Raw genomic sequence first — 17,079 nt, forward strand, 5'->3', positions numbered from 1 at the left:
ATATACGAACATTAGAATTGTGGAAAGATTATATGTTCGGTAATTTATCATTCTTTCAGAATCCTTTTCTACGCCGCCATGTTCAATTTTAGTATATGCATTCCAAGCAGTAGGAAAATAGCCACCTGACACTTACAATCAGTGGATATCTTCAATAGAAAACAAAAAGCCGGATTTCTCCGGCCCTCTTTTTCCACTTATTGTCCCGCTGCATTACGGAAACGATGATCCAAGCTCACAAACTTATTGAATTCCTTTAGAAACGCCAGCTCCACCGTTCCGGTAGGGCCGTTACGCTGTTTGGCGATGATGACTTCAATCACGTTTTTGTTTTCTGTTTCTTTGTCATAGTAGTCATCACGGTAAAGGAATGCTACGATATCCGCATCCTGCTCAATCGATCCAGATTCACGGATATCAGACATCATCGGCCGTTTGTCTTGACGCTGCTCTACACCACGACTGAGCTGTGACAAAGCAATAACAGGAACATTCAATTCACGGGCAATCCCTTTTAGCGTACGTGAGATCTCGGATACTTCCTGCTGACGGTTGTCTCCTTTGCCACGACCATGAATCAGCTGCAGATAATCGATCAATATCATTCCTAATCCGCGCTCGGCTTGTAGACGACGACATTTGGCCCGGATGTCCTGCACCGTAACCCCTGGCGTATCATCGATATAGATCGGTGCCTTCGCCAGAGTTCCAATCGCCATCGTCAGCTTTTGCCAATCATCCTCTTCCAATGCCCCAGAACGCATCCGGGATGCATCGAGGTTCCCTTCCGCACAAATCATACGCTGTACCAGCTGAGTGGCACCCATCTCCAATGAAAAGATGGCTACTGTTTCACCCGCTCGTGCAGCTACGTTTTGCGCGACATTCAGGGCAAAGGCCGTTTTCCCTACAGAAGGACGGGCCGCCAAGATGATCAGGTCACTTCGCTGAAAGCCAGCTGTCATCTTGTCCAAATCGGTATATCCTGTGGGAATCCCCGTAATATCGCCTCGCCGCTGACTCAAAGTCTCAATCCGCTCGTACGTTTCGAGCAGTACGTCCCGAATCGCTTGGAACCCTCCGCTATTGCGGTTTTGACCGATTTCCATGATGTACTTCTCGGCATCAGCTACAATCTCGGTAACGTCATCCTCGCGGGAGTATCCGTCATTGGCAATCTTCGTTGCTGTATGAATCAATCGCCGTAAAAGCGATTTTTCTTCTACGATCTTCGCGTAGTATTCGATATTCGCTGCTGTCGGAACAGAGCTGGCGATTTCCGTAATATACGTCACACCGCCTACTTCTTCGAGCAGCTTGTGGTCCGATAAATCAGCCGTCACTGTTACCAGGTCGACAGGCTCACCTTTTTCGTACAGGTCCACCATCGTTTGAAAGATGCGCTGGTGCGCTGTCTTATAAAAATCCTCCGGGCGGAGAATCTCAATGGCCGTGGTTAGAGCTTCCTTTGACAAGAACACAGCACCCAGTACCGATTGTTCTGCTTCCTTGTTCTGCGGCGGCACACGATCCAAAAACAGGTCGCTCACGTCACACCTCCCAGTAATCCGGCATTATTCTTCTACGACGTGTACTTTGAGAGTCGCGGTTACTTCATTGTGCAGCTTTGCTTTAATTTGCGTCACGCCGAGGGAACGAATCGCTTCCATCTCCAGCTTACGCTTGTCTACCTTAATCTGGAATTGCTCTTCCAGAGCTTGCGCCACCTGCTTGCTGGAAATCGCTCCAAACAGACGACCGCCTTCGCCTGCTTTTCCTTTGATTTTCACAGTCAGTTCGCCGAATTTAGCAGCCAGCTCCTGTGCTTCCAGCTTCTCTTGTTCTTTACGCTTTTCTTCGCTGCGCTTTTGTGCATCAAGCGTTTTTACATTACTCTCTGTAGCTTCCTTAACCAATTTTTTCGGCAGCAGGAAGTTGCGTACATATCCTTCAGAAAGGTCTTTTACCTCACCTTTTTTACCTTGGCCTTTTACATCTTGAAGAAAAATGACTTTCATCATCGTTTCCCCCTTTTCATTTTGGCCTAAACGACCGTATCAATCGCTTCTTTCAAGCGTTTTACTGCTTCCTTCAAGGAACTGCCCTCTATTTGTGTCGCGGCTCCAGTCAAATGACCGCCTCCGCCCAAGAGTTCCATGATCGACTGTACGTTGATGTCACCCAAGGAGCGGCCGCTAATCAAGATGGTTCCATCGGATCGCTCTGCCACCACGAACGAGGCTTGAATACCTGACAAGGTAAGAAGCTGTTCCGCAGCCTGAGCGACTTGAACCTGGGTATAATCCTCGGAAGGATCGCCCACAGCAATCGCCATATTATCCCGATACGTTTCGGTATTCATGATGATGCGTGCGCGCTTTACATATTGATTCAGATCTTCTTTTAACAAACGTTGTACCGCGGCTGTATCTGCTCCGTTGCGTCTGAGGAACGAAGCGGCTTCAAACGTACGAGAGCCAGTGCGGAAAGCAAAGCTTTTCGTATCCACCACGATCCCCGCGAGCAAAGCGGTCGCAATCAGATTGTCGATGTTCAGACGCTCGCTCTGATATTGCAGCAGCTCCGTTACCAGCTCGGACGTAGACGAAGCGTACGGCTCTAGATACAACAGGACAGGCTCAATGAATTCCTCTGAACGTCTGTGATGGTCAATGACTACAATTCGCCCGGTTTCACCCAGCAGCTTTGGCTCAATCACGAGTGATGGACGATGCGTATCAACAACTACAAGCAACGTACGTCCGGTGATCAGTCGTATCGCTTGCTCTGGTGTGATAAACGTGTCAGCCAATTCTTCATTGGCATAGATTTCTCTCATCAATCGTTCAACGGAATTATTGCCCTCGTCCATGACGATGTACGCTGCCTTGTTATGCAGCTGAACTGCCTTTAGTACCCCCAAGGAGGCACCGATGGAATCCATGTCAGGCTGCTTGTGACCCATAACGATCACATGCTCAGCCTCGTGAATCAAATCACGCAGCGCATGGGCAATGACACGTGCCCGGACGCGTGTCCGCTTCTCCACCGCATTGGATTTACCACCGTAAAACGTAAGCTTGTTCCCAACCTTGACCGCACTTTGGTCGCCACCACGGCCCAAAGCAATGTCCAAGCTGGACTGCGCCATTTGTCCCAATTCGATATACGTGCTGGCAGCTGCCCCTACCCCGATACTGAGCGTAATCGGAATTTTGTTATCAGCCGTCATCTCCCGCACTACATCCAAAATGTCAAAGCGCGTTTCTTCCAATTTATCAAGCGCTTCCCGCTCCATCAGCGCCAAAAACTTGTCGGCCGTGATTCGGCGAAGATATATGCCATGTTTGTTGGCCCACTCAGTAATCACACCTGCAACACTTGTAGATAAAAGTGTGCGGCTCTGATCATCCATTACTTGTCCAATCTCGTCCAGGTTGTCGAGATGAATAATAGCTAGAGCGGCTTTTTCACGATGGTAACGCGTCGTCAGTTCTTTAAAATCCGTAATGTCCTTAAAATACAAAAGACGCTCATCGGATCGAACCAGCACCTCGTATACCCGTTCGTTGTAAGTAAATTCCAGACGCTTTTGTTCTGGCTTCCAATTCAGTTGGGGAAATACGTCTTGAAGCGACTTCCCAATCAACAGCTCATCCCCGGACATGTGTGTCATGAATGGGTTAACCCACTCAATTGCCTTTTCCTCATTGTATAGAAGAATCCCGATCGGCAGCTCCGAGATGACACCTTCTCCTGCCTTCTTCACACGATGTGTGACCGTAGCCAAGTACAGGCGCAAATCCCGTTGGAATCCCTTTTCGGCTTGAAGGGCATAAATTACAAGGCCAATCAAGCAGACAATGCCGATCGCCCCGTACATCCAATGGTGCAGGGTCAAAATTCCCAATAACAACAAGCTAAAGCTAAGTGCCAGGACCATGTGCATCCCGTACCAACGCTTTAACAGGAATTTGGGCATTTCCTCAGCCCCTCTTCACTCTTGATTCCAATTTATCCCGCAAACGAATACCTAGGTCAAATATCCCTACTAGACACAGTATAGTGGCTAGAGGCTGAAAAATAAATAGACAGACGACAAGCACTGGAGTCAATCTCTTCCATCCATACAAATAAGCTGCAAACAAGCAGAAGCTGAGACCTTGAAGGGTGAAAACAGCGTCCAACATAATTTTTACATTGAGGATCGCACTTTTCCAAAACGTCCCCTCTATACTACCACTAAACACGAGCAAACTGATCATCGCGATAAAATAGTAGTACAAAAGTGACCTAGGGAAAGTCCATTCACGGATTGGTTTTAATGCGGGCACTGGCTTGCGCAGTCGTTTTCCGATGAGACGTGCCAATCCATGAACAACAAAACTAAACATAAAGCTTGCCATGACAAATGAAGATGGCAATCCCATCTTGGCAACCGCTACTGCCTCATCGTACTGCTCCTGAGACATAAAGGAAGGCTTGAATTGGGCAGCCTGCTTCATCAGCGCTCCAAAATCGACGTGCAAGCCGTAAACCATAAAAGCAAGCATAAACACGATACTTAAAAATACGATACCTGCTCCTGAGGCAATCGCAGGAAGTGCCGTCCCCCGCTTCCTATAAGCCATCCCCATTACTGCACCCATAATCGCCAACAGAAGAGCGTAGATGGCGAAGAATGGATCTGTGACGATCCACCCAAGAAATCCAAAAGCGAGGCAGATCCACACCATGCTAGACGCAGTCATGCTCATGGCCAATAGTAAAAATGGCAGCGGGACCAAAAATACGGCTACTGCACCCAGCAGCGTATATTTAGTCAGAAACAACAGCACAAGTGCGGTACCCAGCATGAGAGAGCTTTCAACCAGTTGCTTTGTTTTTGAAGGCATTTGAGCACCTCATTTTAAGTAACAAAAAATATGGAAAAAAGAGGGCCACGCAATTGTGTCCCCCTTTTTATAGCTTGTGTCAATTATTCAGTCGTGTAAGGCAGAAGCGCTACTTGACGGGAGCGCTTGATTGCGATTGTCAGTGCGCGTTGATACTTCGCGGAAGTACCAGTCACACGACGTGGCAAGATTTTACCACGCTCGCTGATGAATTTTTTGAGCAGATCAACATCTTTATAGTCGATGTGCTTGATTTTGTTGACTTTAAAGAAGCATACTTTACGACGCTTATTAGGACGTCCTTTGCGTGCCATGATAGTCCCTCCTTCTTAGGAATGTGAAAGTTTTACGATTTTTAAAACGGCAAGTCATCATCCGAAATGTTGATCGGCTTGCCTGCACTCGCGAAGGGATCGCCAAACGGATCAAAGTCGTTGTTTCTCTGACCGGACGGCTTGTTACCGCCGCCAAAGCCTGGTCCTGGATCGTATCCGGAATTATCTCCGCCGCCTTCATTGCCTCGACCGCCCAAAAATTGAACGTTCTCCGCAACGACCTCCGTTACGTATACCCGTTTTCCTTCTTTATTATCATAGGAACGCGTTTGCATACGTCCTTCGATGGCTGCTTGTCTACCTTTACGCAAATAGCTCGCGCACAGATCGGCAAGTTTTTGCCAAGCGACAATATTAATGAAGTCGGTTTCTCTTTCACCCGCCTGATTGGTGCGGGGACGATTAACAGCAACGGTAAAAGTAGCAACGGCAACGCCATTTGGCGTGTAGCGAAGTTCTGGATCTTTCGTCAGGTTGCCGATGAGAATGACTTTATTCATCTTGGTTCCCCCTCTGATCGCGACAATGATTACTTCTCATCACGAACGAACATAAAGCGGATTACATCGTCATTGATTTTCATCAGACGCTCAGCTTCCGCTACTGCATCGGAATTCGCTTTGAAGTTCATCAAAACGTAATAACCTTCACGGAACTTGTTGATTTCGTACGCAAGACGGCGTTTACCCATTTCTTGAAGCTTGGTGATTTCGCCACCGTAGTTAGTCACAACATCGCTGTAACGAGCTACATTGGATTTCACTTTCTCTTCTTCAAGGTCTGGACGCAATACATACATTACTTCGTATTGACGCATACCTTTTCACCTCCTTATGGACTTTGCGGCCCTATTGGGCAAGGAGCGAGTGCTTAAAAACGAAACGCATAAAACATGCACTCCATAAATACTCGCATTATCGTATTATAGCAAAACGACTCTCTCGAAGCAAGAATTTCGTTCTAGACCGTTCTACACATTGAAACGGAAATGCATAACATCTCCATCAGCCACAACGTACTCTTTCCCTTCAAGTCGGTACTTCCCGCGCTCACGAGCTGCTGCTACGGAACCAGCATCTACCAGATCGTTGTAGGCAATGACTTCTGCACGAATAAAGCCGCGCTCAAAGTCGGTATGGATCACACCTGCTGCTCCAGGAGCCTTCGTGCCTTGGCGGATCGTCCATGCGCGAACTTCCTGTACACCAGCTGTAAAGTACGTAACCAGACCAAGCAGCTCATAGGCTGCACGAATCAGGCGATCCAGTCCGGACTCGGAAAGACCCAGCTCCTCAAGGAACATCTCCTTGTCTTCTCCGTCCAGCTCAGCGATTTCTGCTTCTACTTTGGCGCTGATGACAACGACTTGTGCCCCTTCTTTTGCTGCGTGCTCACGAACAGCGATCACGTGCGGGTTTGTATCAGCATCGTGAATTCCGTTTTCCGCTACGTTGCATACGTACAGCATCGGTTTGATGGTCAAAAGGTGCAAATCGCGAATCCACTTGCGCTCATCGTCATCCAGCTCGACGCTGCGCGCTGCTTCTCCCTCTTCGAATGCTGCTTTCAGGCGCTCCAAAACATCCAGCTCCTGCTTGGATTCCTTGTCACCGGACTTCACCTTGCGTGCGATCCGATCGATACGGCGCTCTACGGAATCGAGATCGGCAAAGATCAGCTCGAGATTGATGGTTTCCATATCGCTAAGTGGGTCGACACGGCCGGAAACGTGTGTAATATTCTCATCCTCGAAGCAGCGAACTACGTGAGCAATCGCATCTACTTCACGGATGTGACCGAGAAACTGGTTTCCAAGTCCTTCACCTCTGCTTGCCCCTTTTACCAGACCAGCAATGTCTACGAATTCAAATGCAGTCGGAACAACTTTGTTCGGAACCACAATTTCAGTCAGCTTTTCCAGACGTGGATCTGGTACCTCTACGATTCCCACGTTCGGGTCAATCGTACAGAACGGGTAGTTCGCGGATTCCGCACCCGCCTGTGTAATGGCATTAAACAATGTCGATTTTCCTACGTTAGGCAAACCAACAATCCCGCAAGATGCACCCATCTATATACACTCCCTTATCAACATCATGACATCCTATTAAGTATATAGATTTGGTTTTAAGAATACAATTGTCTCCTTGTGGTAACGCTAGCTGTTCATTCAAGCACCTGCCATCCATCTCGCCTGTCTACCAAAGCATAGCGCAAGCTGGTGGGACAAAAAAAGAAATGCTAGACTAGATTGACGAGGTGAATTGGAATGAAGCTCTCCCTATTTGGAGCTACAGGGCGCGTCGGCAGCCATATTCTCGCCAATGCTCTCAAAGATGGACATGAAGTAACCGCATTGATTCGGTCTTTGGACAAGCTCACTGATCCGCCCGCAGGCCACTTGCGCATCCTGGCAGGAAATGTTCTGCAGGAAGCCGATGCAGCTCTCGCCATACGCGGAGCAGATGCTGTCATCAGTGCTTTGGGGACCGACAAGTCGACTACCTTATCTGAAGGTATGCCGCTTATCATCAAGGCGATGAAGCAAGAAGGAGTTTCTCGGATCATCACTGTTGGTACGGCTGGCATTTTGCAAAGCAGAGTCTCACCTGAGCTACTGCGATATCAATCTAGCGAGTCGAGGCAAAAATTGACGCGTGCAGCTGAAGAGCATCACAAAGCCTATACGCTGCTTGAGCAATCTGGCCTCGATTGGACGATTGTTTGTCCTACCTATTTACCCGATGGCATCTACACAGGCTCATACCGGGTAGAAGCGAACTACTTGCCTGTAGACGGTGCGCAAATTTCGGTTCCAGATACCGCCGAGTATACGTACAAGCAGCTATACAGTATGGAAAATGTACGGGCACGAGTCGGAATCGCTTATTGAGCTTCCTCCATAGTCAGATACACGAAAAGGCCCCCTTCTAATTGAAAGGGAGCCTTCTTCATTTCACACTCTACTTCTCGTTGACCAGCTTTTCCAGCTCGTTCAGCGTTTCTTCAAAAATCTCCATCGCCTGCTCAATTGGCTTGGATGTAGACATATCTACTCCTGCTGCCTTCAGAACATCGATTGGCGGTGCAGAGTTACCTGCCTCCAGGAAATTCGTACGGATACGATCTACAGCTGGCTGACCCTCATCCATGATTTGCTTCGCGAGTGCCTGTGACGCGGCAAAGCTTGTCGAGTATTGATACACATAGTACTGATAGTTGAAGAAGTGAGAGACACGCGCCCATTCCATAGCGATCTCGTCATCAGATACCATATCTTTGCCGTAGTACTTTTTGTTGATGTCGAGGTAAATCTTCTTGATCGCCTCTGCGTTGAGCGATTCTCCCGCTTGCTCCTTGTCGTGGATCGCTTTTTCAAACTCGGCAAACTGAGTCTGGCGGAACAAGGTCGAACGGAAGTTTTCCAGATAATGATTCAAGAGATACATCTTCTCTTCTTTGGTCTTCGCCTTTGCATACATGCTCTTAAATAGCAGCGTCTCGTTCATTGTAGATGCAACCTCAGCTGTAAACGTCGGATAGTTCGACGAGATGTACGGCTGATTTTTATTCGTATAATACGATTGCATCGCATGTCCCATCTCATGCGCGATCGTATAGACATCATCAAGCGTTCCCTGGTGGTTCAAGAGAACGTACGGATGCGTGTCATACGCGCCCCACTGATAAGCACCTGTCCGTTTGTCATCTGTCGAGTACACATCGACCCAGCCAGCATCCAGACCTTCAGCCAGTACCTTTACATATTCGTCGCCCATCGCTGCAAGACCATCGACAACCATTTTCTTCCCTTCATCAATGGAAATGTACTTGTCATCGGACGGTACGATCGGAACATAAATGTCGTACATATGCAGTTCATTTACACCAAGCATTTTCTTTTTCAAGGAAATGTATCGGTGTAAAAGCGGCAGATTGTCATTTACGGTATCAATCAGCTCATCGTATACCTTGGTTGGGATATTATTTGGAGTCAAGCTGGCTTCCAATGCCGATTTGTAGTTACGAGCATCGGCATAAAAATTATCTCCCTTTACCTTGGCAGCCAATGTTTGCGCGAATGTGTCCTGGAAGCCGATTAATGAGCTGTAGTATGCTTTGAACGCATCTCTACGCACTCGCTGATCCTTGCTCTCCATGTAAGAAATGAAATTGGCGCGGGTCAGCTGTACTTCCTTGCCGCTCTCATCCTTGATTTTCGGGAACTTCACGTCCTTGGAAAGCATGCCGTAAATATTGTTTGGCGAACTCCCGAGTGGAGATGATTTCGCCAAAAGCTGCTCCATCTCTGTAGACAGAGAATGCGGCTTGGTACGAAGCATGTCTTCTAAGAACAGCTTGTACGGTGCTACGCTTTTGTCAGCGAGCAGGCTCTTCATTTTGGCGTCAGGAATGGCTACAATCTCAGGCTGAATCCATGCTGTTTTTTCGGAAACAAGTGTGTACATTTTTTCTGCGCGGTCCGCTAAATTTTGCAGCTCTGAATTGGCTGAGTTCACATCTAGCGCCATGTTTGCGTATACATACGCTTTGTCATTAATACGCATCATGTCGATGTAGTCTTCGATCGCCTTTACCAGTGAAGCTGCTGAGCTTCCCAGCTTGCCTTGGTGCTTAGTAAAAGCATTTGCCATCGCTTCGACTTTGTTCACATCTTTTTCCCAGTCCTGTACTGTCGCATAAATATGATTGAGCTTCCATTTGTATTGGTCAGGTATCTCTGATCGATCTTTGTAGTTTGGTGCTTTTTCCGCAGCAAAGGCTACTGCTGGTGAGCTGTACGGAATAAAGGGCACCGCTACGGTAGTCAATGCAATCGCTAAAGCCGTGAGAGAAGCAAACGCACGTTTTTTCAAGTCAAAATCGCCCCTTTTCGTCTTTATATATCTTTTCCAATTTATAGATAATGTAATTACGTGATATATGTATGAAACTCCTTCTTATTAATAAAAATATTTTAAATATTTATTAAGAACAGTCAATTTATCCAGAGATAATTGAATTTTGTGGATAAAATTGTGGATAACCCCCTGTTTTCCCTCCACTCGTCCCCAATCGAACTATCCACAGCTAGTTTTTCGATGAAAAGTTGTCCACATTTTCTGTGGATAGCTTGTGTATAACTTATTTTCCCTTGAACCGGGACATTCGCCCATACCTCTTTCCCCATTCCGACATAGCATGAGTATTGAAACTAGGGTAGGAGGTGTTAGCAAGTGGGTATCTTTAACGGCTTCGACGATTTCGCGTTGATCCTGGTTCTCTTCATCCTTCTCGTTATCGTAGGTTGTGACTGCGACTAAGCTTCCCGCTGCGATCCTGGCCTATCTCACCGAAGGTAAGCTTGCATGAGAATGCAGCCTTACCTTCACCACCAAACATAGATCATTTACATATCGCATAGGCGATAGGTAATGATCTGTCACGACATCTGTACAATCACCGGGAGATATATTTGATCGTACAAAAAAAGGATGCGCCAACTCGGCTGCATCCTTTTTTCCTTATTTCGTTGCACCTGTGGAAAACCGGGACGATTGGGACGGGTTAACGTTCCCCTCTGCATCCTTTAGTTGACCACCGATGACATTGATTTGATAGCTGGTATGTGGTAGCCACGACGCTCCCTTAGGTTTTACCGTAATTGTTCGCTTGCTTTTGTTCCAGGTAACCGTATGTGGAATAACAGTGCCCTTGGCATCCTTCACCTGGATCAGACCAGCTGCTGTTTTGCTGGACAGAATCGTTCCATCTTTCAGGAAAACATCCTCTGCAAATTGCAGCGTTATTTTCTCCTGAAGCTTCACCTGCTTCGCCCCATCCCCCGGCAAGATCACCGCTTTGGGAGGGATTAGATCCACAGGCTTCTTTGTGGAAAACGTACTGCTGACCTCTGGATTGAGCTGACCCTTTGTGTCCTTCAGCTTCTTTTCCAGCAATGTAACCTTATAGGTTTGACCCGCTTCCAAATTTCCAACCGGATCTACTGTCACGCTGCGATTTGTCTTGTTCCATTTTGCTGTAAAGGAGACCTTCTTTTTCTTTGCATCCGTTAGTTGAATCGCCGATACAAGTGCTTTTTCGGTTATTTCCTTACTGCTTGCTAGCTTGATCTGCTGGGAAAAGGACAGTGTTATGACTGCTTCAGGTTCGATCTGAGCAGCATTATTCGTCGGAGTTATCCTAACTCCCCAATCGCTCTCCCCCTTGGCCCACGCAGACTGCGTCATCAGCAGCAAAAGTCCCAGCACACTTATGAAATGCAACCATCTGATACCCATCCACTTCTTCATCCCACACCTCCTGTTTTACGGTCAAACTCCTTCATCAGCATTGGCGGCTTTCTGACCGATTACAGGCATTGTAGGAAAAGACAGATAGGTTGTTCAAAAAAATTTTTGAATCAAGACTCTGGCTCCTCCTCGGAGTGAATCAAGATTTTCTTCAGTTTTCGTTCAAATTCCAGACGTGGAATCATCACACTATGATCACAGCCGGTGCACTTGATGCGCACGTCCATCCCCATGCGGATAACCTTCCACGCATTCGTTCCGCACGGATGCGGCTTTTTCATCTGAACGACATCCCCCAGTCCAAACTGCTTCCGTTCCATTCTCTCTTTCTCCTCCCTGATCTACGCTTGTCCTTTTCCTGGCATCGCGACAATTTTGGGATATGGTATCTGGATGCCACGCTTGGTAAATTCGGTTCTGATCATCGCACGCAGGTTACGATTAACTCCATGGTGAGTATTTGGCTTACATTCTGCAGTCACACGCAAGACGACCTCCGATGGCCCCAAAGATTGCACGCCTAAAATTTGAGGTTCCCCTACGATATCTGTCAATTCGGTTTGAGCAAGCTGCAAAACTTCCTTCAGCACCTGCTCTACCTGGTTCAAATTTTCCTCATACGCAACGGATACATCGACGACGGAAAGTGTATTTTGCAGAGAAAAATTGGTCACTTGTGTAATCATTCCGTTGGGGAAAATGTGTACCTCGCCAGTCCAACTGCGGACACGAGTTATCCTCAGGCCGATCTCCTGAACCGTTCCCGTCATATTGTTAATCGTTACGACATCTCCAACGGCAAACTGATCCTCAAAGATAATAAAGAAACCGGTAATGATATCCCGTACCAAACTCTGCGCTCCGAAACCAACTGCCAGTCCCAGCACCCCTGCACTCACCAATACCGGTTTTAAATCAATCCCCAGCAGTTGGAGTATCATCAGGATCGCCAGGAAATAGAGCGTATAACGCACGATGTTGTTGACCAACACACGCATCGTATCCACTCGGCGTTGGTCCATCTGTATCTTGCTGCCCTTTCGATGCTGAAAAATGCGATTGACTGCTGCTTGCACAACTGATAACACAATGCGTGAAATCAAGATGATCGCAGCGATTTTTAACAAGACCATTCCTATGTTTACCCACATATCAGCGTCGGTTACATAGCCGTATACCTGTGTATAGACTGTCTCAAAAAACCCTTCTTTTTTCATTCCTCCCGCTCCTTTTGGTTCCCATCCTCATCAATTTCCCGATAGAAATCCGAAAACTGGCGAAAATAGCCTCGTACTACCACTTGTTGTTCTTCCATGATTGTTTTTGCTTGTGAGTAATCTGGCATTGGAAACTCAATGGAAAGCGCACAGCCTGCCGTTATCTCTTTTGGCGTCGGTCTTGTGTCTATATCGATGTCCGCATACTCCAAAAGCATCTCTGCCCGCAAAGCTTGCTGTGTGGAGTCGAATGCGATCAGTACGGTCTTTCCCCCCATTCATCTCCCTCCCTTATCTGACGTGTCCATTTTTGGCAGCAATGGCACCTGTCTTGCTTCTCTTCTTATTGTACTCGTTCAACTTTCCTCTTGCCAGTTCCGCTGATTTTTCAAAACTTCCGTAACCTTCCCATTAGCTGGTATAAAAATGACTTCTCGGTACTATACTGTGAATACTCTTCAAATCTTTGAATCAAGACCGCAAGAGTGGAGGTAGCCATGAATACATTTGATAATAGCAAAGAATGTTTTTTGCCACCCTTTAAAGTGGAATACCGAAGTGATGACGCAGATGAACATCTGGCACAACACCTTGCGCAACGCTTTCGAAGAGCACCGTACGAAGATGATATTGTCATTGTATGTATTGGGACAGACCGTTCTACGGGTGATGCCCTCGGCCCTCTCGTGGGCACAAAGCTGCAAACAAAGACAACCCGCCATTTGCAAGTATACGGAACATTGGACGATCCGGTTCATGCCATGAATCTGAAAGAAAAAATGGAGCTTATTCAGGATACTCATTCCAAGTCCACGATTATTGCGATTGATGCCTGTCTAGGGCAATTCAGTCATGTCGGCAATATCAACGTAATTAACGGCCCATTGAAGCCAGGTGCCGGTGTAAAAAAAGAGCTTCCCCCAGTCGGAACCTTTCATATAACTGGCATTGTCAACGTAGGTGGCTTTATGGAGTATTTTGTGCTGCAAAATACGCGTCTCGCTGTTGTCATGAACATGGCAGAAATCATTGCCTCTGGAATCTCAAAGGCAGCGATGCTTGCCAGCTCGCAAACCAGACTAGACAGCGTGCTTCACGACTCATGAGATTAATGCATCATATACGTATACAGCCTGTATCAGACGATTTTCCCCGTCAGACTTGTTTTCTCCTCTTTCTCAGGTGAACAGGTCTTTTTTCTTTGTTCATATTCTTTGTATCTGCCGCTCTGCTCAGGTGCTTCTTTGGTCTGCCTGTGCTTGCGAAACGACCCGCTTATCCACAAATAGCTTGTTTTGCCGGCAGCACCTCTACGCCTACAGGTGTCTCCCCTGCCAATTCTCCATCCGCATGGACAAATAACGGTCTTTCTGCCTTGATATAAACATGATGACCTGAGTAAAACTGCACGCCTGGATGAGTAGCATGTGTCCCACTAAAAATTTTGGGGAACGCGAGTAGCAATTGCAACCGACTGACATTATGTACGACACAGATTTTCATTTCCCCATCATCTGGTGATGCACCCGGGCAGATGAGCATTCCTCCTCCGTAATTCGGAATGTTGGCAAGGGCAATCAGCCAGGCATTTTTAATAGAAAACTCCCGTTCATCGACTGTCAGCGTTACATGACAAGGCTTATAAACACAAAGAACGCGAATCACCGATAATAGATAAGCAAATTTCCCGATCCTGTACCGATTTAACCAGTTTTTATATCGGGACTCGTTTGTTGTTTTTGCCACCAATGCATCAAAGCCTGCCCCAATCGAATTGACGGCTACCCGGCCGTTTATCTTCAGCAAATCTATCCATCGCTCATCTCGATCGATCATCACCCTATCCAAAGCCTCCAGCGGATCTTTTGGCACTCCATGTCCTCGTGCATAATCGTTTCCTGATCCAGCAGCCACATGACCGAAAATACACTTTTGGCCTGACTTTTGAATGCCATTGATCACTTCATGAACTGTACCGTCGCCACCTACTGCTATTAATTTTTTTACTCCCTCTTTTTGTATCAGCTCAATTGCTAATTTTTGAGCTTCCCCCTCTCCTGATGTCTGCCTCATGAGAAAATGAGCTCTTTGCCCCCGTAGCGCCAGCTCTAGCTGCTCCCAAACTTTTTTTCCTTTTCCGTTCCCCGATACTGGATTGACGATAAAGCCCAACATACGTTTTTCCGCTCCCCGTTGCTGCTTTCCCATTTGTTTGCGTTTATTATCGCATGTCTTACTCGATTTTTTTAGAACCAGCTACAAATAATCTTGCAAACGAATACGCAGAACTCTCTAAGACTTTTCGCCTGTTTTCTTGTTTCATGATTTAAAATGTGGCGACACCATGTCTTTTGGGGGATATTTGCTGTCTATACAAAAAAAATAGCCCTTCCTGTTTGAAAGAGCATTTGTGTTTCTTTATGAAAATAGCTTCGAGAACCATTCCATAAATGGAACCCCGAGTGCAGCAATCAATAAAGCGGGCAGCATGTTTGCTACGTTTATTTTTTTGATTTCCAGGACATTGATGCCAATTGCGATAATCATTAAGCCACCGACAGCCGTTAATTCTACTAGCATGGCGTTCAGCATCGTTTGGCTCACGATACCGGAAATCTGAGTGGACAGAAGCGCAATCAAGCCTTGATACACAAAAACCGGAATAGCCGAGAATAATACGCCGATTCCAAGCGTTGAAGTAAATATAATTGCGGAAAACCCGTCTATCAACGCTTTTGTATACAAAATATCATGATTATCACGCAATCCACTATCCATGGCACCCAATACACCCATAGCCCCAATGCAGTAAACTAAAGTGGTTGTTACAAATCCAGTTGCAATGCCGCCTTCTTTTCCTTTGCCAATCTTGCGCTCCAACCAGTGTCCGAGTCTGTTTAAGCCTTTCTCGATACCTATCAACTCTCCGATAATGGAACCCAATACGATGCTGATAATAACTAGCAAAAAGTTGTCTGAGCCAAAGCTCATCTTGATGCCTAATACGATGACTGCCAAGCCAATTCCTTGCATAACTGTTTTCCGAATGGACTCAGGTATGCGGGTCAAAAGACATCCTAACAAGGAACCAACCACGATAGCCGCCGCATTGACCAGGGTCCCCAACAAAATCACGTTTGTTTCCTCCCACAGATGCCTTACGCAAACGCAGATGAAATTTCTTTTACTGCGTCAATAAGCGCCTCTACGTCTTTGTCTGAGTTAAAAATCCCGAAGCTGGCGCGAACTGCTCCTCGCTGCTTTGTACCTGCTGTTTGATGCCCAAGTGGTGTGCAGTGATAGCCGGATCTCGTTGCGATGCCGTACTGCTGATCAAGGATAAAAGACACCTCAGAAGCGTCCACTTCCCCTACATTAAACGCAACGACACCTACTCTTTCGGTCTCTATTCCTGGTCCATATACTTGTACTCCAGGAATCTCTTGCAGCTGAGCAATCGTCTGCTTTACTAAATCCCACTCGTGCTGACGAATGTTTTCCACACCTTTTTCCATGACAAAAGAAACGCCTGCCTGTAATCCAGCCAATCCGACCGTATTTACTGTTCCACTTTCATAGCGATCAGGTCTCGTTGTTGGTTGTTCGATCGCCTCAGACTGACTGCCTGTTCCCCCATGAATCAGTGGTACCAGATCAATGTCATTATGAACGTACAAGCCACCTGTTCCTTGAGGTCCATACAAGCCTTTGTGCCCAGGAAAAGCAAGCATATCGATATGCATTTCCTCAACGTGAATCGGCAATACTCCAGCAGACTGAGAAGCATCTACCAGGAATGTAATTCCCCGCTCTTTTGCTAGCTTGCCCAGCTCAGCTACAGGAAGAATTACGCCGGTCAAATTGGAGGCATGACTCACAACGAGCAGACGTGTATTCGGCTGAATTGCCTTCGCAAAATCCTCTACATAAAAATGATGGTCATCCCTAGGTTCAATAAATGTAGCCTCTACTTGACTTGTTTTACGCATGAACTCAATAGGACGCCTCACAGAATTATGCTCCACTGATGAAGAAATGACGTGATCGCCAGGTTTCAAAAACCCTTTAATCGCCTGATTTAGCGCCTGCGTCGCATTTAGATAAAAAAAGAGGTTATTCGGGTTTTGAATCCCAAACAACCGCGATAACTGCACCCGTGTACGAAATACGGTTTTGCTTGCTTTCATCGCCAGCGTATGCCCGCCTCTGCCGGGATTTGCGGCATAATCTTCTATAGCCTCAGCCATCATGTCTTTTACAGCAGGCGGCTTCGGCCAGGTAGAAGCTGCGTTATCCAAATAAATGATCGCCATGACTA

The 17,079-nt window shown here is 46.8% G+C and carries 19 protein-coding genes; 3 read left to right on the plus strand and 16 right to left on the minus strand.

Translation table 11 applies throughout. The features are described from left to right. Positions 1–197: 197 nt before the first annotated feature. From dnaB to ychF, 8 genes are all read right to left on the minus strand, one after another. Positions 198–1,550 carry a replicative DNA helicase gene (gene dnaB, locus C3B52_RS05145; RefSeq protein ID WP_103105018.1) on the minus strand — a complete coding sequence of 451 codons (1,353 nt, stop codon included), beginning with the start codon at positions 1,548–1,550 and terminating at the stop codon, positions 198–200. Positions 1,551–1,574: 24 nt separating this feature from the next. After that, positions 1,575–2,018, minus strand: coding sequence for a 50S ribosomal protein L9 (rplI, locus tag C3B52_RS05150; RefSeq protein WP_103105019.1), 444 nt, complete (start codon positions 2,016–2,018; stop codon positions 1,575–1,577). A 26-nt stretch (positions 2,019–2,044) separates the two neighbouring features. Further along, a complete protein-coding gene (locus C3B52_RS05155; protein ID WP_103105020.1) occupies positions 2,045–3,982 on the minus strand; it encodes a DHH family phosphoesterase in 1,938 nt (645 codons plus the stop codon). Between the two features lie 4 nt (positions 3,983–3,986). Continuing rightward, positions 3,987–4,895 carry a DUF2232 domain-containing protein gene (locus tag C3B52_RS05160; RefSeq protein ID WP_103105021.1) on the minus strand — a complete coding sequence of 303 codons (909 nt, stop codon included), beginning with the start codon at positions 4,893–4,895 and terminating at the stop codon, positions 3,987–3,989. Positions 4,896–4,978: 83 nt separating this feature from the next. After that, positions 4,979–5,209 (minus strand): 30S ribosomal protein S18, encoded by a 231-nt coding sequence (rpsR, locus tag C3B52_RS05165; protein WP_049740480.1) that lies wholly within the window; start codon positions 5,207–5,209, stop codon positions 4,979–4,981. 41 nt (positions 5,210–5,250) lie between these two features. Then, positions 5,251–5,730 (minus strand): single-stranded DNA-binding protein, encoded by a 480-nt coding sequence (locus C3B52_RS05170; protein WP_103105022.1) that lies wholly within the window; start codon positions 5,728–5,730, stop codon positions 5,251–5,253. 29 nt (positions 5,731–5,759) lie between these two features. After that, positions 5,760–6,047: a 30S ribosomal protein S6 gene (gene rpsF, locus C3B52_RS05175; protein ID WP_049740478.1), complete on the minus strand. Its 288-nt coding sequence runs from the start codon at positions 6,045–6,047 to the stop codon at positions 5,760–5,762. Between the two features lie 153 nt (positions 6,048–6,200). After that, positions 6,201–7,301 (minus strand): redox-regulated ATPase YchF, encoded by a 1,101-nt coding sequence (gene ychF, locus C3B52_RS05180; protein ID WP_103105023.1) that lies wholly within the window; start codon positions 7,299–7,301, stop codon positions 6,201–6,203. Between the two features lie 198 nt (positions 7,302–7,499). Here ychF and C3B52_RS05185 point away from each other — a divergent pair, with 198 nt between their 5' ends. Continuing rightward, positions 7,500–8,123: an NAD(P)-dependent oxidoreductase gene (locus C3B52_RS05185; RefSeq protein WP_103105024.1), complete on the plus strand. Its 624-nt coding sequence runs from the start codon at positions 7,500–7,502 to the stop codon at positions 8,121–8,123. A 70-nt stretch (positions 8,124–8,193) separates the two neighbouring features. Here the strand turns inward: C3B52_RS05185 and pepF are convergent, their stop codons facing one another. Next, positions 8,194–10,107 (minus strand): oligoendopeptidase F, encoded by a 1,914-nt coding sequence (gene pepF / locus C3B52_RS05190; RefSeq protein ID WP_103105025.1) that lies wholly within the window; start codon positions 10,105–10,107, stop codon positions 8,194–8,196. A 360-nt stretch (positions 10,108–10,467) separates the two neighbouring features. On the opposite strand from pepF, the gene C3B52_RS05195 reads away from it, so the two are divergent. Continuing rightward, a complete protein-coding gene (locus tag C3B52_RS05195) occupies positions 10,468–10,554 on the plus strand; it encodes a YjcZ family sporulation protein (RefSeq protein WP_017246824.1) in 87 nt (28 codons plus the stop codon). Positions 10,555–10,755: 201 nt separating this feature from the next. On the opposite strand, the gene C3B52_RS05200 is transcribed toward C3B52_RS05195, so the two are convergent. The 4 genes from C3B52_RS05200 to C3B52_RS05215 all read right to left on the minus strand — a co-directional run bounded on the left by C3B52_RS05200 (position 10,756) and on the right by C3B52_RS05215 (position 13,039). Continuing rightward, positions 10,756–11,544 carry an Ig-like domain-containing protein gene (locus C3B52_RS05200; protein WP_103105026.1) on the minus strand — a complete coding sequence of 263 codons (789 nt, stop codon included), beginning with the start codon at positions 11,542–11,544 and terminating at the stop codon, positions 10,756–10,758. A 110-nt stretch (positions 11,545–11,654) separates the two neighbouring features. Further along, positions 11,655–11,864, minus strand: a complete 210-nt coding sequence (locus C3B52_RS05205) for a DUF951 domain-containing protein (RefSeq protein ID WP_103105027.1) — start codon at positions 11,862–11,864, stop codon at positions 11,655–11,657. A 21-nt stretch (positions 11,865–11,885) separates the two neighbouring features. Continuing rightward, positions 11,886–12,761, minus strand: a complete 876-nt coding sequence (locus C3B52_RS05210) for a mechanosensitive ion channel family protein (protein ID WP_103105028.1) — start codon at positions 12,759–12,761, stop codon at positions 11,886–11,888. After that, positions 12,758–13,039 carry a DUF3343 domain-containing protein gene (locus C3B52_RS05215; protein ID WP_103105029.1) on the minus strand — a complete coding sequence of 94 codons (282 nt, stop codon included), beginning with the start codon at positions 13,037–13,039 and terminating at the stop codon, positions 12,758–12,760. The genes C3B52_RS05210 and C3B52_RS05215 overlap by 4 nt, the downstream gene beginning before the upstream one ends. A 219-nt stretch (positions 13,040–13,258) precedes the next feature. Here C3B52_RS05215 and yyaC point away from each other — a divergent pair, with 219 nt between their 5' ends. Then, entirely contained in the window at positions 13,259–13,867 is a 609-nt protein-coding gene (gene yyaC / locus C3B52_RS05220; RefSeq protein WP_103105030.1) for a spore protease YyaC, read from the plus strand. A 169-nt stretch (positions 13,868–14,036) separates the two neighbouring features. Here the strand turns inward: yyaC and C3B52_RS05225 are convergent, their stop codons facing one another. The 3 genes from C3B52_RS05225 to C3B52_RS05235 all read right to left on the minus strand — a co-directional run bounded on the left by C3B52_RS05225 (position 14,037) and on the right by C3B52_RS05235 (position 17,074). After that, positions 14,037–14,969, minus strand: a complete 933-nt coding sequence (locus tag C3B52_RS05225; protein WP_306418807.1) for a diacylglycerol/lipid kinase family protein — start codon at positions 14,967–14,969, stop codon at positions 14,037–14,039. A 210-nt stretch (positions 14,970–15,179) separates the two neighbouring features. Next, on the minus strand, positions 15,180–15,896 hold the full coding sequence (locus tag C3B52_RS05230; protein ID WP_103105032.1) for a DUF554 domain-containing protein: 717 nt from the start codon (positions 15,894–15,896) through the stop codon (positions 15,180–15,182). A 23-nt stretch (positions 15,897–15,919) separates the two neighbouring features. Continuing rightward, positions 15,920–17,074 carry an aminotransferase class V-fold PLP-dependent enzyme gene (locus C3B52_RS05235; protein WP_103105033.1) on the minus strand — a complete coding sequence of 385 codons (1,155 nt, stop codon included), beginning with the start codon at positions 17,072–17,074 and terminating at the stop codon, positions 15,920–15,922. Positions 17,075–17,079: the final 5 nt, after the last annotated feature.

The organism is Brevibacillus reuszeri, from assembly GCF_002897295.1.
In the GTDB taxonomy this organism is placed as follows: domain Bacteria; phylum Bacillota; class Bacilli; order Brevibacillales; family Brevibacillaceae; genus Brevibacillus; species Brevibacillus reuszeri_A.

Coding starts and splice junctions, on each gene's coding strand:
- rplI (WP_103105019.1), bottom strand. CDS start 2,018: ATGAAAGTCATTTTTCTTCAAGATGTAAAAGGCCAAGGTAAAAAAGGT.
- C3B52_RS05155 (WP_103105020.1), bottom strand. CDS start 3,982: ATGCCCAAATTCCTGTTAAAGCGTTGGTACGGGATGCACATGGTCCTG.
- C3B52_RS05160 (WP_103105021.1), bottom strand. CDS start 4,895: ATGCCTTCAAAAACAAAGCAACTGGTTGAAAGCTCTCTCATGCTGGGT.
- rpsR (WP_049740480.1), bottom strand. CDS start 5,209: ATGGCACGCAAAGGACGTCCTAATAAGCGTCGTAAAGTATGCTTCTTT.
- C3B52_RS05170 (WP_103105022.1), bottom strand. CDS start 5,730: ATGAATAAAGTCATTCTCATCGGCAACCTGACGAAAGATCCAGAACTT.
- rpsF (WP_049740478.1), bottom strand. CDS start 6,047: ATGCGTCAATACGAAGTAATGTATGTATTGCGTCCAGACCTTGAAGAA.
- ychF (WP_103105023.1), bottom strand. CDS start 7,301: ATGGGTGCATCTTGCGGGATTGTTGGTTTGCCTAACGTAGGAAAATCG.
- C3B52_RS05185 (WP_103105024.1), top strand. CDS start 7,500: ATGAAGCTCTCCCTATTTGGAGCTACAGGGCGCGTCGGCAGCCATATT.
- C3B52_RS05200 (WP_103105026.1), bottom strand. CDS start 11,544: ATGAAGAAGTGGATGGGTATCAGATGGTTGCATTTCATAAGTGTGCTG.
- C3B52_RS05205 (WP_103105027.1), bottom strand. CDS start 11,864: ATGGAACGGAAGCAGTTTGGACTGGGGGATGTCGTTCAGATGAAAAAG.
- C3B52_RS05210 (WP_103105028.1), bottom strand. CDS start 12,761: ATGAAAAAAGAAGGGTTTTTTGAGACAGTCTATACACAGGTATACGGC.
- C3B52_RS05215 (WP_103105029.1), bottom strand. CDS start 13,039: ATGGGGGGAAAGACCGTACTGATCGCATTCGACTCCACACAGCAAGCT.
- yyaC (WP_103105030.1), top strand. CDS start 13,259: ATGAATACATTTGATAATAGCAAAGAATGTTTTTTGCCACCCTTTAAA.
- C3B52_RS05225 (WP_306418807.1), bottom strand. CDS start 14,969: ATGGGAAAGCAGCAACGGGGAGCGGAAAAACGTATGTTGGGCTTTATC.
- C3B52_RS05235 (WP_103105033.1), bottom strand. CDS start 17,074: ATGGCGATCATTTATTTGGATAACGCAGCTTCTACCTGGCCGAAGCCG.